Source organism: Pseudomonas phoenicis (assembly GCF_047302395.1).
Taxonomy (GTDB): Bacteria; Pseudomonadota; Gammaproteobacteria; order Pseudomonadales; family Pseudomonadaceae; genus Aquipseudomonas.
The window spans coordinates 157,960-181,435 of sequence record NZ_CP154852.1 but is presented as its reverse complement, the minus strand read 5'-3'; the positions used below and the strand labels follow the sequence as shown (position 1 = coordinate 181,435).

Genomic DNA, 23,476 nt, shown 5'->3' with positions numbered 1-23,476 from the left:
CGCCGGCCGATCAGTTGCTTACGCGCATCTGAAATCATTAGGCCAGCCTATTGCGTAGGTGGCTATCGAAGCGACGTAATACGACGAAGGGTTGTGCTCGACGCGTAACGTCGAGAAATTTTTCATACTGTCTGGCGCTCGAATACCTTTGGCACTCGCCAAAACCCGATCGCTCAGCCGGCCTGGCCATTGCCCAGCGCATGGCCAACCGCACGACCACTTGAAAGGCGTGCGGCAAAACCTCGGTGGGGACCCTGTGTCGACCTGCCACTCACTCAGCCTGAAGGCACTGGATTACTCATGTCGGACCTCATCGAACTCTATCTCACCTGCCCCAAGGGCCTCGAAGGCCTGCTGGCCGAGGAAGCCCGCGCGCTGGGCCTGACCGAAGTGCGCGAACACACCTCGGCCATTCGCGGCGCGGCCGACATGGAGACCGCCTATCGCCTGTGCCTTTGGTCACGCCTGGCCAACCGCGTACTGCTGGTGCTCGAGCGCTTCAGCATGCGCGATGCCGAAGACCTCTATCACGGGGTGCATGGTGTCGAGTGGCAGGACCACCTGGCGGCCGACGGCACCCTGGCGGTGGAGTTCAGCGGCCACGGCTCGGGCATCGACAACACCCACTTCGGTGCGCTGAAGGTCAAGGACGCGATTGTCGACAAACTGCGCAACCGCGAAGGCCTGCGCCCTTCGATCGACAAACTCAACCCGGACCTGCGCGTGCACCTGCGTCTGGACCGTGGCGAGGCGATCCTCTCGCTCGACCTGTCCGGCCATAGCCTGCACCAGCGCGGCTATCGCCTGCAGCAGGGCGCCGCGCCGCTCAAGGAAAACCTCGCCGCCGCGGTGCTGATCCGTTCCGGCTGGCCACGCATCGCCGCCGAAGGCGGCGCGCTGGCCGACCCCATGTGCGGCGTCGGTACCTTCCTGGTCGAGGCCGCGATGATCGCCGCCGACATCGCCCCCAACCTCAAGCGCGAACGCTGGGGCTTCAGCGCCTGGCTCGGCCATGTGCCGGCCTTGTGGCGCAAACTGCACGACGAAGCCTTGGCCCGTGCCGAAGCGGGCCTGGCCAAGCCGCCGCTGTGGATCCGCGGTTACGAGGCCGACCCACGCCTGATCCAGCCGGGACGCAACAACGTCGAGCGCGCCGGGCTCAGCGACTGGGTGAAGATCTACCAGGGCGAAGTCGGCACCTTCGAGCCGCGTCCCGACCAGAACCAGAAGGGTCTGGTCATCAGCAACCCGCCCTACGGCGAGCGCCTGGGCGACGAAGCCAGCCTGCTGTACCTCTACCAGAACCTCGGCGAGCGCCTGCGCCAGGCATGCATGGGTTGGGACGCCGCGGTGTTCACCGGAGCGCCGGAGCTGGGCAAGCGCATGGGCCTGCGCAGCCACAAGCAGTACGCCTTCTGGAACGGCGCGCTGCCGTGCAAGCTGCTGTTGTTCAAGGTGCAGCCCGATCAGTTCGTCACCGGCGAGCGGCGCCAGAGCGTTTCCGACGACGCGCCATCCGCGCCGCATCAGCCGCAGGCGCCGGTCGTGCATGAGCCGGCGCGCTTGTCCGAAGGTGCGCAGATGTTCGCCAACCGCTTGCAGAAGAACTTGAAGCAGCTGGGTAAATGGGCCCGTCGCGAGCAGATCGGTTGCTACCGCCTGTACGATGCCGACATGCCCGAATATGCCCTGGCCGTCGACCTCTACCAGGACTGGGTGCACGTGCAGGAATACGCGGCGCCACGTTCCATCGACCCGGAAAAGGCCCAAGGCCGTCTGCTCGATGCCCTGGCCGCGATTCCCCAGGCGTTGGGCATCGACCCGCAGCGCGTGGTGCTCAAGCGCCGCGAGCGCCAGAGCGGCACCCGCCAGTACGAGCGCCAGGCCACCGAGGGCCGTTTCCAGGAAGTCAGCGAAGGCGGCGTCAAGCTGCTGGTCAACCTCACCGATTACCTGGACACCGGCCTGTTCCTCGACCATCGCCCGATGCGCATGCGCATGCAGCGCGAGGCCGCCGGCAAGCGTTTCCTCAACCTGTTCTGCTACACCGCCACGGCGTCGGTGCATGCGGCCAAGGGCGGTGCGCGCAGCACCACCAGCGTCGACCTGTCGAAAACCTACCTCGATTGGGCGCGGCGCAATCTGGCGCTGAACGGTTTCTCCGAGCGTAACCGTCTGGAGCAGGGCGACGTCATGGCCTGGCTGCAAGCGGCCACCGACAGCTTCGACCTGATCTTCATCGACCCGCCGACCTTCTCCAACTCAAAGCGCATGGAAGGGGTGTTCGACGTGCAGCGCGACCACGTGCAGCTGCTCGACCTGGCCATGGCACGCCTGGCGCCGGGCGGCGTGTTGTACTTCTCCAACAACTTCCGCAAGTTCCAGCTCGACGAGCATCTGACCCAGCGCTACGCGGTGGAAGACATCACCGCGCAGACCCTGGATCCGGACTTCGCGCGCAACAACCGCATCCACCGCGCCTGGCGCATCACCTTGCGTTGAGCCCGCCACCCGGGCCGCGGCTCCCTGCATGGTGAGTCGCGGCCAGCGAACGCGATCCCTCCAACTTGCGCGAGACTTCTGCATGAGCGACACACTACATATCACCGACCTGGTCCTAGGCGAGGGCAAGGCGGTCGTCAAAGGCGCCTTGATCACCACGCAATACACCGGCTGGCTGGCCGACGGCAGCGAATTCGATTCGTCCTGGTCGCGCGGCAAACCCTTCCAGTGCGTGATCGGCACCGGCCGCGTGATCAAAGGCTGGGACCAGGGCCTGATGGGCATGCGCGAAGGCGGCAAGCGTCGCCTGGTCGTACCGGCGGCACTGGGCTACGGCGAACGCAGCATGGGCAAAATCCCACCTTATGCCGATCTGACCTTCGAAATCGAGGTGTTGCAGGTGCTGACTCGCGACGATTGAGTGGTCATGTTCTGGCAATGAGAGGCCATTAGACTCAATCAGGCAAGGTCGGTCGGGAACAAAACACGCTGATCGCACTCTGAGGTTCCACCCGAGGCTTGACCCTCTCCTGCCAGCCTAATCGCCTGGCAATGGACGGCGTCTGCCTGTGGGCTTTCTCCTTTCGCCGCAAGAGCCTGCTTATGACGTTGCCTGCCTTTCTCCGTCGTCGTCGCCACCTGTTACTGGGTCTGGCCCTCGTAGGGGCCAGCGTGCCCGCAGCGCTGTATGTGAATGACCGTCGCGCCGAGCCCGTCGACGGTACCCAGACCCTGGTCTTCATGCGTCACGCCGAGAAACCCGGCGAAGGCCTGGGCCAGCTCAACTGCCAAGGCCTCAACCGCGCCATCGACCTGGCTACAGTGCTGCCCGAGCGCTTCGGCGACGCCGATTACGTATTCGCCGCCAACCCCACCCGGCATGTCGAAGAAGGCAGTCAGGACCTGAGCTACAGCTACATCCGTCCCTTGATGACCATCACCCCGAGTGCGATCCGCCTGGGTCTGCCGGTGAACATCGACTTCGATGCCAACGATGTCGACGACCTGGCCGACGAGCTGATGCGCGACAAATATCGCAACGCCACGGTCTACACGGCGTGGTCCCATGGCTATCTGCCCGACCTGCTGAACGCCGTGGCCGACAAGGCCACCGGCCAGAAGCACACCATCACCGACGATTGGAGCGGCGACGACTTCGACACCCTCTACGTACTGACCCTGACCTGGCATGACGGCAAGGCCAGCCTGCTCAGCCGCAACGTACGCCAGGGGCTGGACGGCGGCGAGCACAGCTGCCCGACCTGATTCCACTCTGTCTGGACCCACACCTGAGCTGAGGGCGGCGTCGCTGCCCATGGCGGGCGAGCTGGCGTCCCAGCCGCCCGCGTGTTCGGGCCATGCTCTGCGTCAGCGGCCCAACCGAGGCGGCCAGCCGATCACCTTCTTCGCCCGGGGCTTGGCATAGGTACGTACCTTCGACGTGCTCAGCCCCAACCGCACCAACGACTCGGCGATGGTCACCGCCGCGCTGACGCCATCGACCACCGGTACGCCCGTGCGCTGCCGAATCTCTTCGTCCAACCCTGCCATGCCGCCGCAGCCCAGGCAGATCACCTCGGCCTTGTCGTCACGCACCGCACGCTCGGCCTGTTCGACGATGGCCTGCACCGCGCGCCGAGGGTCGGATTCGAGCTCCAGCACGGCCAGGCCGCTGGCGCGCACCGAGGCGCAGCGGTCGTACAGGCCGGACAGTTTCAGGCGGTCTTCGATCAGCGGTACGGTGCGGTCCAGCGAAGTCACCACCGAATAGGCATGGCCCAGGTACATGGCCGTGCTGGCCGCCGCATCGGTGATGTCCACTACCGGCACGTCGAGCAGCTCCTGCAAACCTTCGCGGCCGTGCTCGCCATAGCCGGCCTGGATCACGGCATCGTACGGCTCGTCATAGGCCAGGACGCGATCCATGACGGCGATGGCCGCCAGATAGCTCTCGAAATTGCCCTCCACCGACTCGGCGCCGAACCAGGGCGTCAGGCCGACGATCTCGGTGCCCGGCGCGGCCACGCTGCGCGCCTGTTCGGCGATCGCGTCGGTGATGGCCTCGGTGGTGTTGACGTTGACGATCAGAATACGCATCGGAAAATCCTTGCTCAGTGACTGCTGTGGTCGACGGCGATGCATTCGCCGCTGACGTCTTGGTATACACGGTGGCGCGGCGCGATCAGCAGGTAGATCGCCGCCGCGATGCCTGCACCGATCAGCCAGGAGAACGGCGCCACGCTGTGGAAGTTGGGCACCAGCGCCAGCACGATCGACAAGGCCGCCGCCGGCACGAAGGCGGCGACCGCCCGCAGGTTGACGCCGCGGCTGTAGTGGTAGGCGCAGGCCGGGTGCTCGCTGTAGAGCTCGGGCACGTTGATGCAGCCTTTGCGCAGCAACCAGTAGTCGGACATGATCACGCCGTACAGCGGGCCGAGCAGGGCGCCCAGGCCCGAGAGGAAGTACACGATCACCACCGGGCTGTTGTACAGGTTCCACGGCAGGATCAGTACCGCCAGGGTGGCGCTGATCAGGCCGGCACGGCGGAAGTTCAGGTGGCGTGGCGCCAGGTTGCTGAGCACGAAGGCCGGCGCGACGAAGTTGGCCATGATGTTCACCGCCACGGTGACGATCAGGAACGCCAGGCAACCCAGCACCAGGAACGCGGTGTGCGGAATGGTCGCGACGATCTGCGTCGGGCTGTCGATGATCTGGCCGTTGATCTTGAACTGCGCCCCACAGAGCACCACGGTGATCATCGCGAACACCAGGATGTTCACCGGCAAGCCCCAGAAGTTGCCGACGCGGATGGTCTTGCGGCATGGCGAGGAGCGGGCGAAGTCACAGAAGTTCAGCACCAGGGTGCCGTAGATGGCCAGCCACAGCGCACCACCGGCGAAAATGTTGCGCCACATCTCGTAACCGCGCAGCGGTTCGGCCACCGACCAGGCGATGCGCGCGTCAGCCTTGAAGTACATGTAGAAGGCCAGGCTGGCCACGGTCAGCAGGATCACCGGACCGGCGAAGGCTTCGTAGCGGCGCACCATCTCCATGCCGTAGGCGAGGATCACCAACTGCACCACCCAGATCGCTACGAAACATACCCAGCCCAGGCTCGACAGCCCCAGCACGCTGTTGTGGTCGTATGCGGCCACTTGTGGCCATACCGCCGTCAGCAGCACGCGCAGCACTACGGAGGCCAGGTAGGTCTGGATACCGAACCAGGCGATGGCGATGACCGCGCGGATCAGCGCCGGAATCTGCGCGCCATGGATGCCGAAGGCGATGCGGCTGATGACCGGGAAGGGTACTCCGGTCTTCTGCCCCATGTAGCCCGACAGGTTCATGAAGAAGTACACCAAGGCTGCGCCGATGGCCAACGACACGAGGATCTGCCAGCCACCCAGCCCCAGGGCGAACAGGCCCATGGCGAAGGAGTAGTTGGCGATGTTGTGCACGTCGTTGGTCCACAGCGCGAAGATGCTGTAGCCGCCCCAGCGGCGACCGGCCAGGCGGGTCGGCGCAAGGTCGCGGTTGTGCAGGCGTGGGCTCAGTTGCAGATCCGGCGGCAACGCGTCGAGTGGGGTGGAGGTGGGGGTCGGGGGGGCGATGGGGTGTTCAGGGGCAAGGTTGAGGCTGGTGCTCATTCCGGCAGGCTCCTGATGCGCGTGGACTGCGATGAGGGGGCCGGTGCAAGGCGGGCCGTCTCGTCAGTGCAGCGTGGGCATCACTGGGTTCTGGGCGCAACTGCCGGCATTGGGTCGGCGCTGCGAGTTCTTGTACTTATGTTTTGTTCAAGTTGTATACAAAACATGAGTGCATGAAAGCGAGTTCCATGCCAGGACATGACAACCGTGAGCCCCAAAGCACTCGAAGAATTCTGAGTTGAATGATTAAGCTATTGATTTATATGTTAAAAAAAATGATAGAAGGACTAGTTCACAAATTTTGAAAGCCCGATTAGTTGATCCTTTAGTCAACTATTTGAACGCGCAACGTGTAACATCTTGGGGCGTAGGCTGTAAAAAGTGCACACAGTTTTGACACTTTAGGTTACAGGGGTGTGTACAAAATAAATGGCTGCCATTCATATACACACTGCCGTGTATACAGCGCGCTCAATCCATCGGTGGCAATCGCCGTTTCACCGGGCTCTTCTTGATGATCGCGGTGTTGCTTTCGGCGATCAGGCTCAAGCGATCGAGCAAGGTGTCCAGTTGCTCCATGGAACGCACATGCAAGCGTGCGATGAAGCAGTCCTCACCCGTGACTTTGTCGCATTCGGTGAATTCGGGAGTGGAGATCACATGGCGTTCCACTTCCTGCAAGCGACCGGGCAGTGGGCGGATACGCACGATGGCCTGTAGCTGGTAACCGAAGCTGCGCGGGTCGACCTCGACCGTGAAGCCGCGCAACACACCGCGCTCCTGCAAACGATGCAGGCGTTCTCCGACGCTGGGCGCCGAGAGCCCGCTGATCTGCGCCAACGCTTTGAGCGAGCGGCGGCTGTCTTGCATCAGCGCGTTGACCAGCAGCTGGTCGATTGGGTCGATCATGACGAGCCTCGTCAGGTGAGAAACGGTATTGGCCTTGATAGTAAAGGCCAGAGCGACGTTTGACCTTGTTTAAGATCTGGAGGGGCTACGTGCCATTTCCCATACTGTTCCTCCATTCGAAGGAGGTGCGGGATGAACGGCTCAGTACGGCGTGGTGCGTTGGAAATGGTCGCGGCAATGTTGATCTCGGGCACCATCGGCTGGTTCGTGCTGGTCAGCGGCCAGGCGGTGATCGAGGTGGTGTTCTGGCGCTGTGTGTTCGGCAGCCTGGCACTAGGGTTGATCTGTGCGGCGCTGGGGCATCTGAACGGGGGCGTGCTCACCCGGGCCGCGTTGGGTTGGGCAGTGCTCAGCGGGGTGGCCATCGTCGGCAACTGGCTGCTGCTGTTCGCCGCCTATTCGCGGGCGTCGATCGCCATCGCCACGGCGGTCTACAACCTGCAACCGTTCCTGCTGCTTGGCCTGGCGGGCTTGTTTCTCGGCGAGAAGATCACAGTGGCCAAGCTGACTTGGCTGGCCGTCGCTTTCGCCGGGGTTTTGGCCATCGCTGCCGCGCATGGCCAGGGCCGAGCGCAGGGCGACGACTATCTTGTGGGCATCGCCCTGGCACTGGGAGCGGCGCTGTTGTACGCCTTGGCTGCCGTGGTCATCAAACGCCTGCGCGGCACACCGCCCCACGTGATCGCCTTGGTACAGGTGCTGACGGGTGCAGTGCTGCTGGCGCCGTGGGTGATGCCCGTGAGCCTGCCGCAGGCCTCGGGGCAGTGGGCCAGTCTGGTGACGCTTGGTCTGATACACACCGGGGTCATGTACGTGCTGCTCTACAGCGCCATTCAGCGTTTGCCTACCGCGCTCACCGGGGCGCTGACGTTCATCTACCCTGTCGCGGCGATCCTGGTCGACTGGGTGGCGTTCGGGCATCGTTTGGGCGCCTTGCAATGGTTGGGTGTCGGCCTGATCCTGCTGGCCGCCGCAGGCATGCAGCAGGGGTGGTGGTTCGCTGCAGCCAAACCGGTTGCGCTCGACCGTTGAACGATCGGCGCCGACGAAGCGCCAAGGCCGCCGGCAAAGCCGGTAGAATGCGCGCTTTTCAGCTTGCGGCCCTGCCATGACTTCGCCTATCCAGACCCTCGAACAGCACCTGCTCATCGCCCTTGATCCGCCGCCAGCGGAAACCCGCCGCCTGTTCCATGGCCGCGGTCGCTGCTGGCCGGGGCTGGAACAGATCACCGTCGATTGGTTGCAGGGCGTGTTGTCGGTGGCGCTGTTCCGCGAGTTGCCGCCCGAGCAACTGACAGAGCTCGAAGCCATGTTGCGCCGGCTCGCCGAGGGGCCGGCGTGGCACGGCCAGGCGATTTTGCTGCAACACCGCTACCTGCCCGACAGCCCGGGCCAATGGCTGCTAGGTGAGCCCTGCGTGCAGCGCGAAGTGGTGGAGGATGGCCTGACGTATCTGCTCGATCTGGGCGTGCGGCAGAACACCGGGCTGTTCCTCGACATGCGTCACGGTCGGCGCTGGGTCCGCGAGCAGGCGGCAGGCAAGCGCGTGTTGAACCTGTTCGCCTACACCTGCGGCTTTTCCGTGGCGGCGATCGCCGGTGGCGCCGAGCAGGTGGTCAACCTCGACATGGCCAAATCGGCCCTGGCCCGCGGCCGCGACAACCACCGCCTGAACCGGCACGACGCCTCGCGCGTGGCCTACCTGGGCCATGAACTGTTCAAGTCGTGGGGCAAGGTGCGCAAGTACGGGCCTTACGACCTGATCATCATCGACCCGCCGACCTTCCAGCGCGGTAGCTTCGTGCTGACCCAGGACTACGCCAAGATCCTGCGCCGTCTGCCGGAGCTGCTGGCCGCAGGCGGCACCGTGTTGGCCTGCGTCAACGACCCGGGTGTCGGCGCGCAGTTCCTGCTCGACGGCATGGCCGAGCAGGCACCGCAGTTGCGCTTCGTCGAGCGTCTGGACAACCCGCCGGAGTTTCCCGACATCGACCCTGAAGGCGGGCTCAAGGCGCTGGTGTTCGTCGCCGCCTAAACCGGCGTGGCCGGGGCCTCGACCCCTGGCAAGCGGACAGGGTAGACCTGGGCGAAGTTCACGTTGTCGGTCTGGTCGACACGCTTTTTCAAACGCTCGTTGAAGGCGCGGCTCACCGCATACTGGCCCCCGGAAATGGTGCGGAACTGCGCGGTCAGGACGAAGCCGTTGAGGTCCATGCGATCGACGCCGAACACCTGCAACGGCCCTTGCAAGTTGCTGTTGAGCAGCGGATCGGCGGTGATCGACTGGCCCACCTCATGGATCAGCGACAGTGAAACATCGACGTCGCTGTCGTAGGTGAACTGCACCGAGAAGAAGGCATAGGCGAACTGTCGCGATTGGTTGGTGACCGCTTTGATCTGGCCGAACGGCACCGAATGCACGAAACCTTTGCCGTCGCGCAGGCGCAAGGTCCGGATGGTCAGGCTTTCCACGGTGCCGGCGTGGCCCGAGTCGAGCACCACCCAGTCGCCGATGGAAATGGTGTCTTCGATGAGGATGAACAGCCCGGTGATCACATCTTGCACCAGCTGTTGCGAACCGAAGCCGATGGCCAGGCCGATCACCCCCGCACCCGCCAGCAGCGGCGCCACGTTGATGCCCAGGTTGGCCATGGTGGTGATGGTGCAGATGACGATCAGGATCACTTTCACCGCATTGCGCAGCATCGGCAGAATGGTCCGCACCCGCGTGCTCGGTTGCCGCGCCGCGCGGCGACCCACCGCCGGCTTGAGCGCTTCCTGGATGGCCGTGTCGAGCACCACCCAGAGCAGCCAGGTCACCAGCAGGATCAGGCCGATGCTCGACACCGAATTGCTGATCGCCTTGCCCAGGTTGTTGCTCAGGGCGAAGTCCAATACCGAGAAGCCCCAGATACGTCCCAGCAACTCGATGAACGCCACGGCCATGGCGATGCGCAACAGCGCGTGGGCCAGGCTGCGCACAAGCTCCTTATAGGGGCGGGTGCGTTGGCCGTTGTCGGGCGTACGCGGGGCCAGCACATGTTGCAGCGTCGTACTGAGGAACACCGCAGCCACCAGCAGTACCGTGGTCAGCAAGGCGTTCTGCAAGGCCTTCTGGCTTTCCTCGCCCGCGCCGATCAGGTGCACGGCAGAGACCAGGATCATCAGCAGGATCGGCAGGTACCAGACCTTGGAGAAGATCCGCAGCGTTTCCTGTACGGCGCGGTGCTGTAGACGCTCGTTGAGGTCGCGGTTGCGGATCAGGTGCGCCACCGGCCTGCGCAGGCGCAACACCAGGCTGGCGAAGATGGCGGTGGCGATCAGGCCGGTGAGCACCGCCACGCTGCTGGTGATGTTGCTGCCCAGCTGCCGGGCGATCTGCGGGCTGGTCAAGGCATCGCTCCAGGCCGCCAGGAAGCCGATCAGGAACAGCGGCTTGGGCGCGAGCCGGCGAATCGCCGCCACGGCGCGGCGCTTGTGCCCGGCGTCGAACAGGGTGATCAGGCACAGGATGATCGAGGTCGAGAACAGGCCGCTGCTGGTGGCATAGGCCAGGCTCAGGCCCATGGCGCGGGCGATCGACGGGTCGACGAAGCGGCTGGCGTATACCGTCAGCGGCAAGGCGGCCAAGGCCGGCAGGGTATAGGGCAGCAGGTAGCCCAGCAGCGCACGCATGCGCACACGCCCGCGCATCCAGGCGGTGGCGGCCAGGCGCTTGGCGAGCAGGCGGCCGAGCAGGTTGAGCGCCACGAAGCTGCCGGCCCACGCCAGGGTCAGCAGCATGAAGTCGACGAACAGTTGCAGGGTGTCGCTGGCCGAATGCTTGTCGACCAGGCGCTCGACTTCCTGGCTGGCGCGGTCGGTGCGCAGGCGCCAGGCGTCGACCAGGTGCTCGTCGAGGTCCAGCTCTTTACCGGCGCTGTCCAGGCCGTCGGCCAGGGCGCCGAGCAGGCCGCCTTGCAAGACCGGCGCGGGTTCGGCGGGTGGCTCTTCGCTGGGCGCCGGGTCGGCGGCCAACAGGTGGGTGCTCAGCAGACAGCCAAGCAAAAGCGGGATGAGAAAACGCAGCACTGATCGATCCTCGGGCCGGGGTGAGCGGGCAGGGGTAGTCAGGAAACTGAGTGGCTTAGTGGCGGGAAGTTCGATGGGGTGGGGCCATTGGGCCGGCCTTGCCGGCCATCGCGGCTAAATCGGAATGCCGAACCACCGCTTGTGTCTTCAAAGCAGCTAAATTCGAAGGTGAGAGGAGTGAGCGGCAGCTGTACCGCCGGGGTGCCCTGGAGCACGTGTAGGAGCCAAGCTGTCGCCCACTCTTCTCACTCTGGCCTTAAGCTCGAACAGTTGACTGAGTCCGACCTCGAACAACAAGCGGGAGCTAAGCCAGAGTGATCTCTCACTTCTGAGCCTAGAGAATTTATTCATGTCTGCCTATGCCGGAATCGATGTTTCTAAAGCGACGTTGCAGATTGCCCTGCATCCCCAAGCCGATGATCTCTCTGTAGCCAACACGCCTGAAGGGCTGGCGAGTGCCATGGATTACTTCAAAGCGCACGACGTCCATCGCGTGCTTGTGGAAGCCACAGGCGGTTATGAGAAGTTGGCGGTGAGGTTGCTGGCGGGTGCTGGCTTCAAAGTTCAGCGCGTCAATCCTGTACGTGCCCGCTCGTATGCGCTTTCAATGAACAAGCGCGCCAAGACTGACAAAATCGATGCTCGTATCCTGGCACGGTTCGCTGCCAACCTTGACGAAGAGCCCTGCTGCCAGCCCGACGCAGACCGCGAGGAGTTGACCCAGCTGGTCAATCAGCGCGAAAGCCTGGTCCAGCAACGCGACGACAATCGACGCCGGATCAAACAGGCCGACTCGGCGTTCGTGCAGCAGACCTACAAGACGCTTGAGGTGCAGCTGCAGATGCTGATCAAGTCCTGCAATAAACAGATCGCTCAGCAGACGCAAAAGATAAATGCTCAACTGCTGGAGCAATTGAAAGTGATCAAAGGGATAGGTCCTGTCACGATTGCCAGCCTGTTCTGTTACTTGCCCGAATTAGGCGATCTGAACCGCAAACAGGTAGGTGCCTTGGTCGGAGTTGCACCTTACAACAACGACAGTGGCACCAAGAGTGGTAAGCGCAGCATTTACGGCGGCAGGGCGAAATTACGACGGGCAGCGTACATGAGCGTACTGGTGATGGTGCGCCATAACCCGGACTTCAAAGCGCGCTATGAACGACTGTGTAACCGTGGTAAAGCAAAGAAGGTAGCGTTGGTGGCGTGCATGAGAGTCTTGTTGGTGAGGCTCAACGCAATGGTCAGGGATGGTACGCCGTGGCGAGATCAGCCTGTGTGACGGCGCCTGTTCAGGGCGTTTTCAAGATGAAAACGCCTGGAACATGACCGCTGATCGGTGGCAGGTGAAAGACAGTTGGCTCCTACAGAAAATCGCGTATCGCGTGGGAGTTCAATGACCTGTGGGAGCGGCCGGTTCGGCGCTCCGATTAGTCGCGATGACCGGCAAGGCCGGCCCAACGGCCTCTACTTTAATCACACAAGATGAACGCGGTGCCCGGATTGGGTCCATGTCGCTGTCCATCGCGGTTGATCGGCGCGCCGAATCGACCGCTCCAACAGAAAATCGCGTATCGCCTGGGAGTCTGGGCGATACGCGCCGCGAGCGAGGTGTCTTTCAGGTGTTTTTACTGTTGGGTATAGATCTGATCAAACACCCCACCATCGTTGAAGTGGGTCTTCTGCACGGTGCGCCAGTCACCGAAGGTCTTCTCCACCGAGAGGAAATCGACCTTGGGGAAGCGGTCGGTGTACTTGGCCAGCACCGTGGCATCGCGCGGCCGCAGGTAGTTCTGCGCGGCGATCTCCTGGGCGGCCGGGGACCACAGGTACTTGAGGTACTCCTCGGCGGCGGCGCGGGTGCCTTTCTTGTCCACCACCTTGTCGACCACGCTCACCGGCGGCTCTGCCTCGGCCGACACGCTCGGGTACACGACCTCGAACTGATCGCGACCGAACTCGCGGGCGATCATTTCCGCTTCGTTCTCGAAGGTCACCAGCACGTCGCCGATCTGGTTGGTCATGAAGGTCGTGGTCGCAGCGCGGCCGCCGGTGTCGAGCACGGGCGCCTGCTTGAACAGTTTGCCGACGAAGTCGCGGGCCTTGGCTTCGTCGCCGCCTTGCTTGAGCACGTAGCCCCAGGCCGACAGGTAGGTGTAGCGGCCGTTGCCCGAGGTCTTGGGGTTGGGCACGATCACCTGTACACCGTCCTTGAGCAGGTCGGGCCAGTCTTTCAGTGCCTTGGGGTTGCCCTTGCGCACGATGAACACGGTGGCCGAGGTGAAGGGCGCGCTGTTGTTCGGCAGGCGCGTGACCCAGTTGTCCGGCACCAGTTGGCCTTTGTCGACCAGGGCGTTGATGTCGGTGGCCATGTTCATGGTGATGACGTCGGCCTGTAGACCGTCGATCACCGCACGCGCCTGCTTGCTCGAACCGCCGAACGACATCTGCACCTCGACCTTCTCGTTGTGCTCGGCCTGCCAGTGTTTCTGGAACGCGGGGTTGTAGTCCTTGTAGAAGTCGCGCATCACGTCGTAGGACACGTTGAGCAACGTCGGGGCGGCTTGGGCCAGGTTGCCTAAAGCCAGGCCGGCGACGAGCAGGGATGCGCAGAGGAGTTTCTTCACGATCGATCCTTGTAGGGAAGGTGGATGGCACAGCGCCTGCGACTATAGCGGGTGGCTGGGGCTGGGCTAAAGAACAAAAAGTGAGGTGGGTATACGCCAACGAGTGCGCTTGGTAGGCGGTCGGTCAGGTGCGATGCCCGCAGGCCTGGCATCGCCGTCGTCAGGCCTTACCGGGAACGGAGTCTCCCACAGCGCTTGGCCGGTAGGCCCGCCGCCCCAGCCACTCAGTCTTTGCCGAACAGACCGCTGCCACAGCGCGAGCAGAACGCCGCATCCTGTTCGTGCTGGGGTTTGGCGCAGCGCGGACACGCCTGCTGCAAGCGCTCCCCACGCATGGCGTTGGCCAGCTCGGCGGTGAAGATGCCGGTAGGCACGGCGATGATCGAGTAACCGGTGATCATCACCAGCGAAGACAGCACCTGGCCCAAGGGCGTCTGCGGCACGATGTCGCCGAAACCTACGGTGGTCAGGGTCACGATGGCCCAGTAGATCCCTTTGGGGATGCTGGTGAAGCCGTGTTCCGGCCCTTCAATCACATACATCAAGGTGCCGAACACGGTCACCAGGGTCGAGACGCTGACCAGGAACACGATGATCTTCTGCTTGCTGCCGCGCAGTGCCTTCAGCAGGTAATCGGCCTGGCTCAGATACGGACTGAGCTTGAGCACCCGGAAGATGCGCAGCATGCGGATCACCCGCACGATCAGCAGGTACTGCGCGTCGCTGTAGTACAGCGCGATGATCCCCGGCACGATCGCCAGCAGGTCGACCAGGCCGTAGAAGCTGAAGGCGTAGCGCAAGGGTTTGGGCGAGCTGTACAGGCGGGCGAGGTATTCGAGCAGGAAGAGGGTGGTGAAGCCCCACTCGATGGCGGCCAGTACACCTGAATAGTTGCGGTGGACTTCGCTGATGCTGTCGAGAATGACCGTGACCAGGCTGGCGAGGATGACCAACAACAGCAGTTTGTCGAAGCGCCGGCCGGCCGGGGTGTCGCTTTGGAAGACGATGACATAGAGGCGCTCGCGCAGGCTCGCAGGGTGGGTCATGAACGGGTTCCATCGGGCGGTGAAGTGAGCCGGGGGGCGGCTTTCCAGCCGCGCAAGCCTAAGGGCAGTGCGCGGGATCGGCGAGGATTATGACGGATGTGGGCGCCAGTTTTCCTGTTCCCCGTTCTGCTCGACGTTGTCGGTACAGAATCAATCCGTACCTACATGGCACAAGCGGCCCCGCGCCAACCGCTCCCGCAGGTGCATCAACCAACACCCCACCACGAACGGCGCCGTCAACCCGGCCACCGGCATCGCATCGAACGCCGGCTGCACCACCAACGCCAGGCTGGTCGCCAGCAGCGTCACCCACGGTCGCTCCCCTTGCCGGCTGAAGGCCAGCGCCGCCAGCGCCGTATTGAACCCGTACAGTCCCAGCCATGCCGCCTGCTCCTGACCCGCCAGCAGCGCAACCCCGCCGCCAAGCGCCGAGCCGATCAGCGCCCACATCGCCGCATACGGCTGCGCGATGAACAGGCCGACCATGATCAGCAAGCCCGCCCAAGGATTGCCCAGCAGAAATATCTGGCCTACGCCGCGCAACAATCCGTGCAACGGATTCGCCTCGACGACCGCCGGCACCGTCGGCTCGGCCATCATCAACGTGGCCCATCCGAGCAACACGAATGGCGCTGTGTAGGCCACCAGCAACTTGCCCCCACGCTTGCGCCACTGATGCGTGACGATGCTCGACAACCCCCCGGCCGCGACGATCAGCGGCGGCAAGATGGCCGACCACGGCAGCACCGCGCTGATCAGGATGCCGATCAGCACACCGTTGTAGCAGTACAAGCCGGCCTGACGGTCGGCGCGATCGTAGCCGCGACGTTGTGCAGTGAGCAGGCCGGCGAGGGCGCCGAGCAGGGCGCCGCCGACCAGGCTCGGGGCGGTGAGCAGGATGGCCAGCAGGCAGCACAGGCCGCACAGCGGGCTGCGCAGCAGCAAGACCTGGCTGAAACCGTTGAGCAGGGCGGTGGCCCAGTCGGGGCAGGGGTTGACGAAGTTCTTCGTGTACATGGGCCTACAGCAAGAGAATGGAGATGCCTGTGTGAACATTCATGGTGCCGCCTGCCTGATTTGAGCCAGCCAACCAGCTAACCCAGCACGAACGCACCGCGACCAGCCGTGCTACTGAGCGCGGATACGGGCGCTATCGTCGGCTCAAGCAAAACCGCTACACCAACACCTCGATCCGCAGCGTGTTAGTCGTACCCGGCTTGCCGAAAGGCACACCCGCGGTGATCAGCAAGGTGTCGCCCAACTGCGCCATGCCTTGCGCCTGGGCGATTTCCAGGGCCGTGGAGCAGATTTCGTCGACCTGGTGCAAGCGGTCGTTGACCACCGAATGCACGCCCCAGGTCACGCTCAGGCGCCGCGCGGTGCGGCGGTTGGGCGTGAGGTTGAGGATCGGCGCGCGCGGCCGTTCGCGCGCAGCGCGCAGGGTCGAGGCGCCCGATTCGCTGTAGTTGACCAGCACCGCCACCGGCAGGATGCCGCTGATGCGGCGGATCGCGCAGCTGATGGCGTCCGACACCGTGGCCTCGGCCTTGGGCCGGCCGACGTCGAGTTGCGCCTGATAGTCCGGGCCGTTCTCCACCTGGCGGATGATCTTGCTCATCATTTGCACCGCTGCGAGCGGGTAATCGCCCGAGGCGGTCTCGGCCGACAGCATCACCGCGTCGGCACCTTCGGCCACGGCATTGGCCACATCGGTGACCTCGGCGCGGGTCGGGGCCGGGGAGAAGCGCATGGATTCGAGCATCTGTGTGGCCACCACCACCGGTTTACCCAACTGACGGCACACGCCGACGATGCTTTTCTGGATCTGCGGTACGCGCTCGGCCGGGACTTCCACGCCCAGATCGCCGCGGGCGACCATGATCGCGTCGGCCAGCTCGGCGATGGCCTGCAGTTGCGTCACCGCCGACGGTTTCTCGATCTTGGCCATCAGGTAAGCGCGGTCGCCGATCAGCTCACGGGCTTCGAGGATGTCTTGCGGACGCTGCACGAACGACAGCGCCACCCAGTCGACCCCCAGTTCCAGACCGAAAGCCAGGTCACGGCGGTCCTTGTCGGTCAGCGGCGAGAGCTCCAGCAAGGCTTGCGGCACGTTGACGCCCTTGCGGTCGGACAGCTCGCCGCCGTCCACCACCTCGGTGTCGATGGCCTCGCGGTGCTTGCCCACCACGCGCAGGCGCAGCTTGCCGTCGTCGAGCAGCAGGTCCATGCCCGGCTCCAGCGCGGCGAGGATCTCCGGGTGGGGCAGGTTGACGCGCGAAGCATCGCCGGGGGTGGCGTCCAGGTCCAGGCGCAGGGGTTGGCCGCGCCGCAACTGCACCTTGCCTTCGGCAAAAGTGCCGACGCGCAGTTTGGGGCCTTGCAAGTCCATGAGGATGCCCAGCGGGCGGTTGAGCTGGCGTTCGACGTCGCGAATCCATTCGTAGCGCTGGGCGTGGTCGGCATGCTCGCCGTGGCTGAAGTTGAGGCGGAAGATGTTCACCCCGGCCTCGACCAGCTGGCGCACGTCGTCGACGCTGCGGGTGGCCGGGCCCAGGGTGGCGAGGATCTTGACTTTCTTGTCGACGGTCATGGGTACGGGGTCTCGAGGATGAGGATGGCGCGGAAGTCGTTGACGTTGGTCCGCGTCGGCTCGGTGACGATCAGCGCGTCGAGGGCCGCGAAGTAGCCATAGCCGTTGTTGTCGTCCAGCTCGTCGGTGGCCGACAGCCCGAGCGCGGCGGCGCGGGCGTAGCTGTCCGGGGTCATGAGGGCGCCGGCGTTGTCTTCCGAGCCGTCGATGCCGTCGGTGTCGCCCGCCAGTGCGTAGACGCCGGGCAGGCCCTTGAGGCTGTCGGTGAGGCTGAGCAGAAACTCGGCGTTGCGCCCGCCACGGCCATTACCGCGCACGGTGACGGTGGTTTCCCCGCCGGAGAGGATGATGCACGGCGGTTTGAGCGGCTGGCCGTGCAGCACGATCTGCCGGGCGATGCCGGCGTGCACTTTGGCGACTTCCCGCGACTCGCCTTCCAGATCACCGAGGATCAAAGGGCTGTAGCCGGCCTGGCGCGCCTTCACGGCAGCGGCTTCGAGGGACTGCTGTGGTTTGGCGATCAGTTGGAAATGGCTGCGCGACAGCACGGGGTCGCCGGCCTTGACCGTTTCCGAGGCCGGGTCGTCGAGCCAGTCGAGCACCGCCTGTGGGGCGTCGATGGCGTAGCGCTTGAGCACGGCCAGGGCGTCGTGGCGGGTGGTCGGGTCGGCCACGGTCGGGCCGGAGGCGATCACCGTGGCCTGGTCGCCCGGCACATCGGAGATCGCGTAGGTGTAGACGGTGGCCGGCCAGCAGGCCTTGGCCAGACGGCCCCCCTTGATCGCCGAGAGGTGCTTGCGCACGCAGTTCATCTCGCCGATGGTGGCGCCGGATTTGAGCAGGGCCTTGTTCACCTGTTGCTTGTCGGCCAGGGTCAGACCGGGGGCGGGCAGGGCCAGCAGCGCCGAGCCGCCGCCGGAAAGCAGGAAGATCACGCGGTCGTCTTCGCTGAGGTCGCTGACCATCGCCAGCACGCGTTCGGCCACGGCCAGGCCGGCGGCGTCGGGCACCGGGTGCGCGGCTTCGACCACTTCGATCTTCTGGCAGCTGGCGCCATGGCCGTAGCGGGTCACCACCAGGCCACTGACGTCGCCTTCCCAATGCTTCTCCACCACTTCGGCCATGGCCGCGGCGGCCTTGCCGGCGCCGATGACGATCACCCGGCCGCTGCGGTCGGCGGGCAGGCAGGGTTCGAGGACCTGGCGCGGGTGGGCCGCGGCGACCGCGGCATCGAACAGCGCGCGGAGTAAGGTTTGCGGATCGTCCGACATGGCAAGCTCCCAATCGTTATTGTTGTGCGAAATCGAGACCGCCCCGAACGCAGCCTCCGTGCAGGCCGAATCCGGGGCGGGTGTTGCACGGTGCGCAAGCGCTGACCGAGCGCTTGCACGGAAAGGCTCAGTCCTCGTCGCGGATCGAGAAATTGGCCATGTGTTCCAGGCCCTTGATCAGCGCCGAGTGGTCCCAGTTGCCGCCGCCCAGCGCCACGCAGGTGCTGAACACCTGTTGCGCGTTGGAGGTGTTGGGCAGGTTGATGCCCAGCTCCTTGGCGCCTTGCAGGGCCAGGTTGAGGTCCTTCTGGTGCAGGTTGATCTTGAAGCCGGGGTCGAAGGTGCCTTTGATCATGCGTTCGGCGTGCACTTCGAGAATCTTCGACGAGGCGAAGCCGCCCATCAGCGCCGCACGCACCTTGGCCGGGTCCGCACCGTTCTTGGCGGCGAACAGCAGCGCCTCGCCGACGGCCTGGATGTTCAGCGCGACGATGATCTGGTTGGCCACCTTGGCGGTCTGACCGTCGCCGCTGGCGCCGACATGGGTGATGTTCTTGCCCATGGCCTGGAACAGCGGCAGGGCGCGTTCGAAGGCTTTTTCGCAACCGCCGATCATGATGCTCAGGGTCGCGGCCTTGGCGCCGACTTCGCCACCTGACACCGGCGCGTCGAGGTAGGCCGCGCCCAGTTCGCCGATGCGCTTGGCGAAGGCCTTGGTGGCGGTGGGCGAGATCGAGCTCATGTCGATCACCACCTTGTTCGCGCTCAGGCCCTGCGCCACGCCGCCGTCGTCGAACAGCACGCTCTCGACCTGCGGGGTGTCGGGGACGATGACGATGACGAACTCCGCTTCCTGGGCCACCTCTTTCGGGCTCGCCAGCGCGACCGCGCCGGCTTCGACCAGGTCGGCCGGGGCCTTGCTGTGGTGTTCGGAGACGAACAGGTCGTGGCCTGCCTTGAGCAAATTGAGGGCCATGGGTTTGCCCATGATGCCCGTGCCGATGAAACCGATCTTAGCCATGTGCAGGTGCCTCTTTTTTATTGGAAAGTGGGGGCGAGGGGCTGCGCCCGGAGGGCGCGGCGGGTACCTCGAACGGGCGCTGCCGCCTTGGCGTGCCATGCCCTCGCATCCCAGGAAATACCGTCAGACCACGTTGTACGTCTTCAACCAGCCAAGCCCCGCCTCGGTCGTGCTCAGTGGCTTGTACTCGGCGCCTACCCAGCCGCGGTAGCCGATGCGGTCCAGGTGCGCGAACAGGAAGTGGTAGTTGATCTCGCCGGTGCCCGGTTCGTGGCGTCCAGGGTTGTCGGCCAACTGCACATGGTTGATCAGCGCAAGGTTGGCCTCCAGGCTGCGCGCCAGGTCGCCCTCCATGATCTGCATGTGGTAGATGTCGTATTGCAGGAACAGGTTGTCGCTGCCGACCTCGGCCTGGATCTCCAGCGCCTGGGCGGTGGTGTTGAGGTAGAAACCGGGGATGTCGCGGGTATTGATCATTTCCATGACCAGGCGCAGGCCGGCATCGTGTAACCGCTTGGCGGCGTAGCGCAAATTGTCGACGAAGGTGGCGCGCACCTGGTGCTCGTCCACGCCTTGCGGGCGGATGCCGGCCAGGCAGTTGACCTGGGTGTTGCCCAGCACCTTGGCATACGCGATGGCCTGGTCGACGCCGGCGCGGAATTGCTCGACCCGCTCCGGGTGGCAGGCGATGCCGCGCTCGCCCTGTCCCCAGTCGCCGGCCGGCAGGTTGAACAGCACTTGGGTCAGGCCGTTGGCGTCCAGTTGCTGACGGATCTCTTCGGCGCTGTAGTCGTAGGGAAAGAGGTACTCGACCCCGGTGAAGCCGGCATCGGCGGCGGCCTTGAACCGGGCCAGGAAGTCCTGTTCGGTGAACAGCATCGACAGGTTGGCGGCGAAGCGAGGCATGGTGGGTCTCCTAGCGGATAGGGGCCCAGCGCCGCGAAACGGGCGCCGGGACGTCGGACGGTTCAGTCGAGCAGCGAAATCGCGGTCGGGGCGTCGTTGCCGATCAGCGCGAGGTCTTCGAATTCGTTGACCGCGTCGATCTCGGTGCCCATGGAAATGTTGGTCACCCGCTCCAGGATGATCTCGACCACCACCGGTACGCGCAACGCTTGCGCCATGTCCTGCGCCTTGAGCAGCGCCGGGCCGATCTCGGCCGGTTCGAACACGCGCAGCGCCTTGCAGCCCAGGCCCTCGACCACTGCCACATGGTCGACACCATAACTGCTGGCGTCGCTGGCGTTGATGTTTTCGAAGGCCAACTGCACGCAATAGTCCATCTCGAAGCCGCGCTGGGCCTGGCGGATCAGCCCCAGGTAGGCGTTGTTCACCAGCACGTGCACGTAGGGCAGGTTGAACTGAGCGCCCACTGCCAGCTCTTCGATCATGAACTGGAAATCGTAGTCGCCCGACAGCGCCACCACCTTGCGCGACGGGTCGGCCTTGACCACGCCGAGGGCGGCGGGAATGGTCCAGCCCAGGGGGCCGGCCTGGCCGCAGTTGATCCAGTGGCGCGGCTTGTAGACGTGCAGGAACTGCGCGCCGGCGATCTGCGACAGGCCGATGGTGCTGACGTAGCAGGTGTCCTTGCCGAACACCTTGTTCATTTCCTGGTACACGCGCTGCGGCTTGACCGGCACGTTGTCGAAATGGGTCTTGCGCTGCAGCTTGGCTTTGCGCTGCTGGCAGTCGGCGAGCCATTGACCGCGGTCCTTGAGCTTGCCGGCGGCTTTCCACTCGCGGGCCACTTCGATGAAGCGGTCCAGGGCGCTGCCGGCGTCGGACACGATGCCCAGGTCCGGGGTGAACACCCGGCCGATCTGGGTCGGTTCGATGTCGACATGGATGAAGCGCCGGCCTTGGGTGTAGACGTCCACCGAGCCGGTATGGCGGTTGGCCCAGCGGTTGCCGATGCCCAGCACCAGATCGGATTCGAGCAGAGTGGCGTTGCCGTAGCGGTGCGAGGTTTGCAAGCCGACCATGCCGACCATCAGCGGGTGGTCGTCGGGCAAGCTGCCCCAACCCATCAGGGTCGGAATCACCGGCACGCCGACCAGCTCGGCGAAGGTCACCAGCTTGTCGCTGGCATCGGCATTGATGATGCCGCCGCCGGCGACCAGCAGCGGGCGCTCGGCGTCGTTGAGCATGGCCAGGGCCTTTTCCACTTGCACGCGCGAGGCCGCAGGCTTGTGCACCGGCAGCGGCTCGTAGGCCTCGATGTCGAACTCGATTTCGGCCATCTGCACGTCGAAGGGCAGGTCGATCAGTACCGGGCCCGGGCGGCCGCTGCGCATTTCATAGAAGGCTTTCTGGAAGGCGTAGGGCACCTGGCCGGGTTCGAGCACGGTGGTGGCCCATTTGGTGACCGGTTTGACGATGCTGGTGATGTCGACGGCCTGGAAATCTTCCTTGTGCATCCGCGCGCGCGGCGCTTGGCCGGTGATGCAGAGGATGGGAATGGAGTCGGCCGAGGCGCTGTAGAGGCCGGTGACCATGTCGGTGCCCGCCGGGCCTGAAGTGCCGATGCAGACACCGATGTTGCCGGGGTTGGCGCGGGTGTAGCCCTCGGCCATGTGCGAGGCACCTTCGACATGGCGCGCGAGGATGTGATCGATGCCGCCGGCTTTCTTCAACGCCGAATACAGCGGGTTGATGGCCGCGCCTGGAATGCCGAAGGCGGTTTCGACGCCTTCGCGGCGCATGACCAGCACGGCTGCATCGATTGCTCTCATTTTGCTCATGGTTTGTGCCTCATCGATTTTGTAATTGTATACAACTTTTGTTGCGATGAAGTGTATTCATGCTTTCTGATGGTGGTCAATACCTTTTGTTGGAAGCTAAATATTTGGGATTCGTACTGAATGGATAGAGTTTCGGAGGGTTTTTAGACGATCGTTTGAAAATATTGTATACAATTTACAATATTATTGTGTTCTAGTGACGACCTTGGTTTTCAACCGCCTTCAGGCGTCCACAACAATAAGAGGACCTTCCCATGACCCCCCTGACGCTCAAGTCCGCCGTCGGTCTGGTGACCGCCGCCCTGGCCGCCGGACGTACCATCGAGGCCGCGCCGCTGACCGTGGCCGTGCTCGATGCCGGCGGCCATTTGCTCGCCTTGCAACGCGAAGACGGGGCCAGTCTGATGCGCCCCGACATCGCCATCGGCAAGGCCTGGGGCGCGATCGCGCTGGGCAAGGGCTCGCGTTTGCTGGCGCTGGACGCGCAGCAACGTCCCGCCTTCTTCGCCGCACTCAACGGCCTGGGCGAACGGCCCGTGGTGCCGGTGCCGGGCGGGGTGCTGATCCGCGACGCAGAGGGCAAGGTGCTCGGTGCGGTGGGCATCAGCGGCGACACCTCGGACATCGACGAGCAGTGCGCCATCAGTGCGATAGAGGCGGTGGGGTTGAAGGCGGATGCGGGGGTGGTGGTGTGAGGGAAGGTTCTGCCTAGGCCTGTAGATACGCTGGTCCCGTTTAAACCTCCAAACGCTCAAGACTGGGCGTTTTCCCGTTGCAGCGGCCGGTTCGGCGCTCCAACGGGAAAACGCATGGTCTGTAGGAGCGGCCGGCCGGCGCACCGGTTCGGCCGCGATGGCCGGCAATGCCGGCCTAGCCCGAGCACTGCGTATGGCCTGTCGGATGGCGTTATGGCGCTTGGGCCGGCGGTGCCGGCCATCGCGGCTAAAGCCGCTCCTACAGGGGCGTGTATTCACCAAGCAGCTGACTGACCTGTGGGAGCGGCTTAAGCCGCGATGGCCGGCACCGCCGGCTCAATGGCAGCGACGCTTTC

General features: G+C 64.4%; 19 protein-coding genes. 7 read left to right on the top strand and 12 right to left on the bottom strand.

From position 1 onward, the window contains the following. Positions 1–300: 300 nt before the first annotated feature. From rlmKL to AA0Z93_RS00915, 3 genes are all read left to right on the top strand, one after another. Complete coding sequence (gene rlmKL / locus AA0Z93_RS00925) at positions 301–2,502, top strand: bifunctional 23S rRNA (guanine(2069)-N(7))-methyltransferase RlmK/23S rRNA (guanine(2445)-N(2))-methyltransferase RlmL (protein WP_413046801.1); 2,202 nt, start codon at positions 301–303, stop codon at positions 2,500–2,502. 82 nt (positions 2,503–2,584) lie between these two features. Next, entirely contained in the window at positions 2,585–2,923 is a 339-nt protein-coding gene (locus AA0Z93_RS00920; protein WP_413046802.1) for an FKBP-type peptidyl-prolyl cis-trans isomerase, read from the top strand. A 182-nt stretch (positions 2,924–3,105) separates the two neighbouring features. Next, positions 3,106–3,768: a histidine phosphatase family protein gene (locus AA0Z93_RS00915; protein WP_413046803.1), complete on the top strand. Its 663-nt coding sequence runs from the start codon at positions 3,106–3,108 to the stop codon at positions 3,766–3,768. 102 nt (positions 3,769–3,870) lie between these two features. Here the strand turns inward: AA0Z93_RS00915 and AA0Z93_RS00910 are convergent, their stop codons facing one another. The 3 genes from AA0Z93_RS00910 to AA0Z93_RS00900 form a co-directional block, all read right to left on the bottom strand. After that, positions 3,871–4,599, bottom strand: coding sequence for an aspartate/glutamate racemase family protein (locus AA0Z93_RS00910; protein WP_413046804.1), 729 nt, complete (start codon positions 4,597–4,599; stop codon positions 3,871–3,873). A 14-nt stretch (positions 4,600–4,613) separates the two neighbouring features. Further along, positions 4,614–6,149, bottom strand: coding sequence for an NCS1 family nucleobase:cation symporter-1 (locus AA0Z93_RS00905; RefSeq protein ID WP_413046805.1), 1,536 nt, complete (start codon positions 6,147–6,149; stop codon positions 4,614–4,616). A gap of 471 nt (positions 6,150–6,620) precedes the next feature. Continuing rightward, a complete protein-coding gene (locus AA0Z93_RS00900) occupies positions 6,621–7,058 on the bottom strand; it encodes an Lrp/AsnC family transcriptional regulator (protein WP_413046806.1) in 438 nt (145 codons plus the stop codon). 132 nt (positions 7,059–7,190) lie between these two features. Here AA0Z93_RS00900 and AA0Z93_RS00895 point away from each other — a divergent pair, with 132 nt between their 5' ends. Both AA0Z93_RS00895 and AA0Z93_RS00890 read left to right on the top strand, forming a co-directional pair. Beyond that, entirely contained in the window at positions 7,191–8,090 is a 900-nt protein-coding gene (locus tag AA0Z93_RS00895) for a DMT family transporter (RefSeq protein ID WP_413046807.1), read from the top strand. Between the two features lie 76 nt (positions 8,091–8,166). Continuing rightward, positions 8,167–9,093 (top strand): class I SAM-dependent methyltransferase, encoded by a 927-nt coding sequence (locus tag AA0Z93_RS00890; RefSeq protein WP_413046808.1) that lies wholly within the window; start codon positions 8,167–8,169, stop codon positions 9,091–9,093. Here the strand turns inward: AA0Z93_RS00890 and AA0Z93_RS00885 are convergent. Further along, positions 9,090–11,129, bottom strand: a complete 2,040-nt coding sequence (locus AA0Z93_RS00885) for a mechanosensitive ion channel family protein (RefSeq protein WP_413046809.1) — start codon at positions 11,127–11,129, stop codon at positions 9,090–9,092. The two genes, AA0Z93_RS00890 and AA0Z93_RS00885, sit on opposite strands and share 4 nt — an antisense overlap. 349 nt (positions 11,130–11,478) lie before the next feature. Between AA0Z93_RS00885 and AA0Z93_RS00880 the strand changes: the two genes are divergently transcribed. Beyond that, positions 11,479–12,408 (top strand): IS110 family transposase, encoded by a 930-nt coding sequence (locus AA0Z93_RS00880; protein ID WP_413045967.1) that lies wholly within the window; start codon positions 11,479–11,481, stop codon positions 12,406–12,408. Positions 12,409–12,754: 346 nt separating this feature from the next. On the opposite strand, the gene AA0Z93_RS00875 is transcribed toward AA0Z93_RS00880, so the two are convergent. The 8 genes from AA0Z93_RS00875 to gcl all read right to left on the bottom strand — a co-directional run bounded on the left by AA0Z93_RS00875 (position 12,755) and on the right by gcl (position 22,425). Further along, a complete protein-coding gene (locus AA0Z93_RS00875) occupies positions 12,755–13,753 on the bottom strand; it encodes a sulfate ABC transporter substrate-binding protein (RefSeq protein ID WP_413046810.1) in 999 nt (332 codons plus the stop codon). 224 nt (positions 13,754–13,977) lie between these two features. Continuing rightward, a complete protein-coding gene (locus AA0Z93_RS00870; protein WP_413046811.1) occupies positions 13,978–14,799 on the bottom strand; it encodes an ion transporter in 822 nt (273 codons plus the stop codon). Positions 14,800–14,949: 150 nt separating this feature from the next. Next, positions 14,950–15,816 (bottom strand): urea transporter, encoded by an 867-nt coding sequence (locus tag AA0Z93_RS00865; RefSeq protein ID WP_413046812.1) that lies wholly within the window; start codon positions 15,814–15,816, stop codon positions 14,950–14,952. A gap of 157 nt (positions 15,817–15,973) precedes the next feature. After that, a complete protein-coding gene (gene pyk / locus AA0Z93_RS00860; RefSeq protein ID WP_413046813.1) occupies positions 15,974–17,389 on the bottom strand; it encodes a pyruvate kinase in 1,416 nt (471 codons plus the stop codon). After that, on the bottom strand, positions 17,386–18,660 hold the full coding sequence (locus AA0Z93_RS00855; protein ID WP_413046814.1) for a glycerate kinase: 1,275 nt from the start codon (positions 18,658–18,660) through the stop codon (positions 17,386–17,388). Before AA0Z93_RS00855 ends, pyk begins: the two co-directional genes overlap by 4 nt. Before the next feature lie 127 nt (positions 18,661–18,787). Beyond that, positions 18,788–19,681, bottom strand: coding sequence for a 2-hydroxy-3-oxopropionate reductase (locus AA0Z93_RS00850; RefSeq protein WP_413046815.1), 894 nt, complete (start codon positions 19,679–19,681; stop codon positions 18,788–18,790). 123 nt (positions 19,682–19,804) lie between these two features. Continuing rightward, complete coding sequence (gene hyi, locus AA0Z93_RS00845) at positions 19,805–20,587, bottom strand: hydroxypyruvate isomerase (protein ID WP_413046816.1); 783 nt, start codon at positions 20,585–20,587, stop codon at positions 19,805–19,807. Positions 20,588–20,649: 62 nt separating this feature from the next. Continuing rightward, positions 20,650–22,425 carry a glyoxylate carboligase gene (gene gcl, locus AA0Z93_RS00840; protein WP_413046817.1) on the bottom strand — a complete coding sequence of 592 codons (1,776 nt, stop codon included), beginning with the start codon at positions 22,423–22,425 and terminating at the stop codon, positions 20,650–20,652. A gap of 254 nt (positions 22,426–22,679) precedes the next feature. Between gcl and AA0Z93_RS00835 the strand changes: the two genes are divergently transcribed. Continuing rightward, entirely contained in the window at positions 22,680–23,120 is a 441-nt protein-coding gene (locus tag AA0Z93_RS00835) for a GlcG/HbpS family heme-binding protein (protein WP_413046818.1), read from the top strand. The last annotated feature ends 356 nt before the right edge of the window (positions 23,121–23,476 follow it).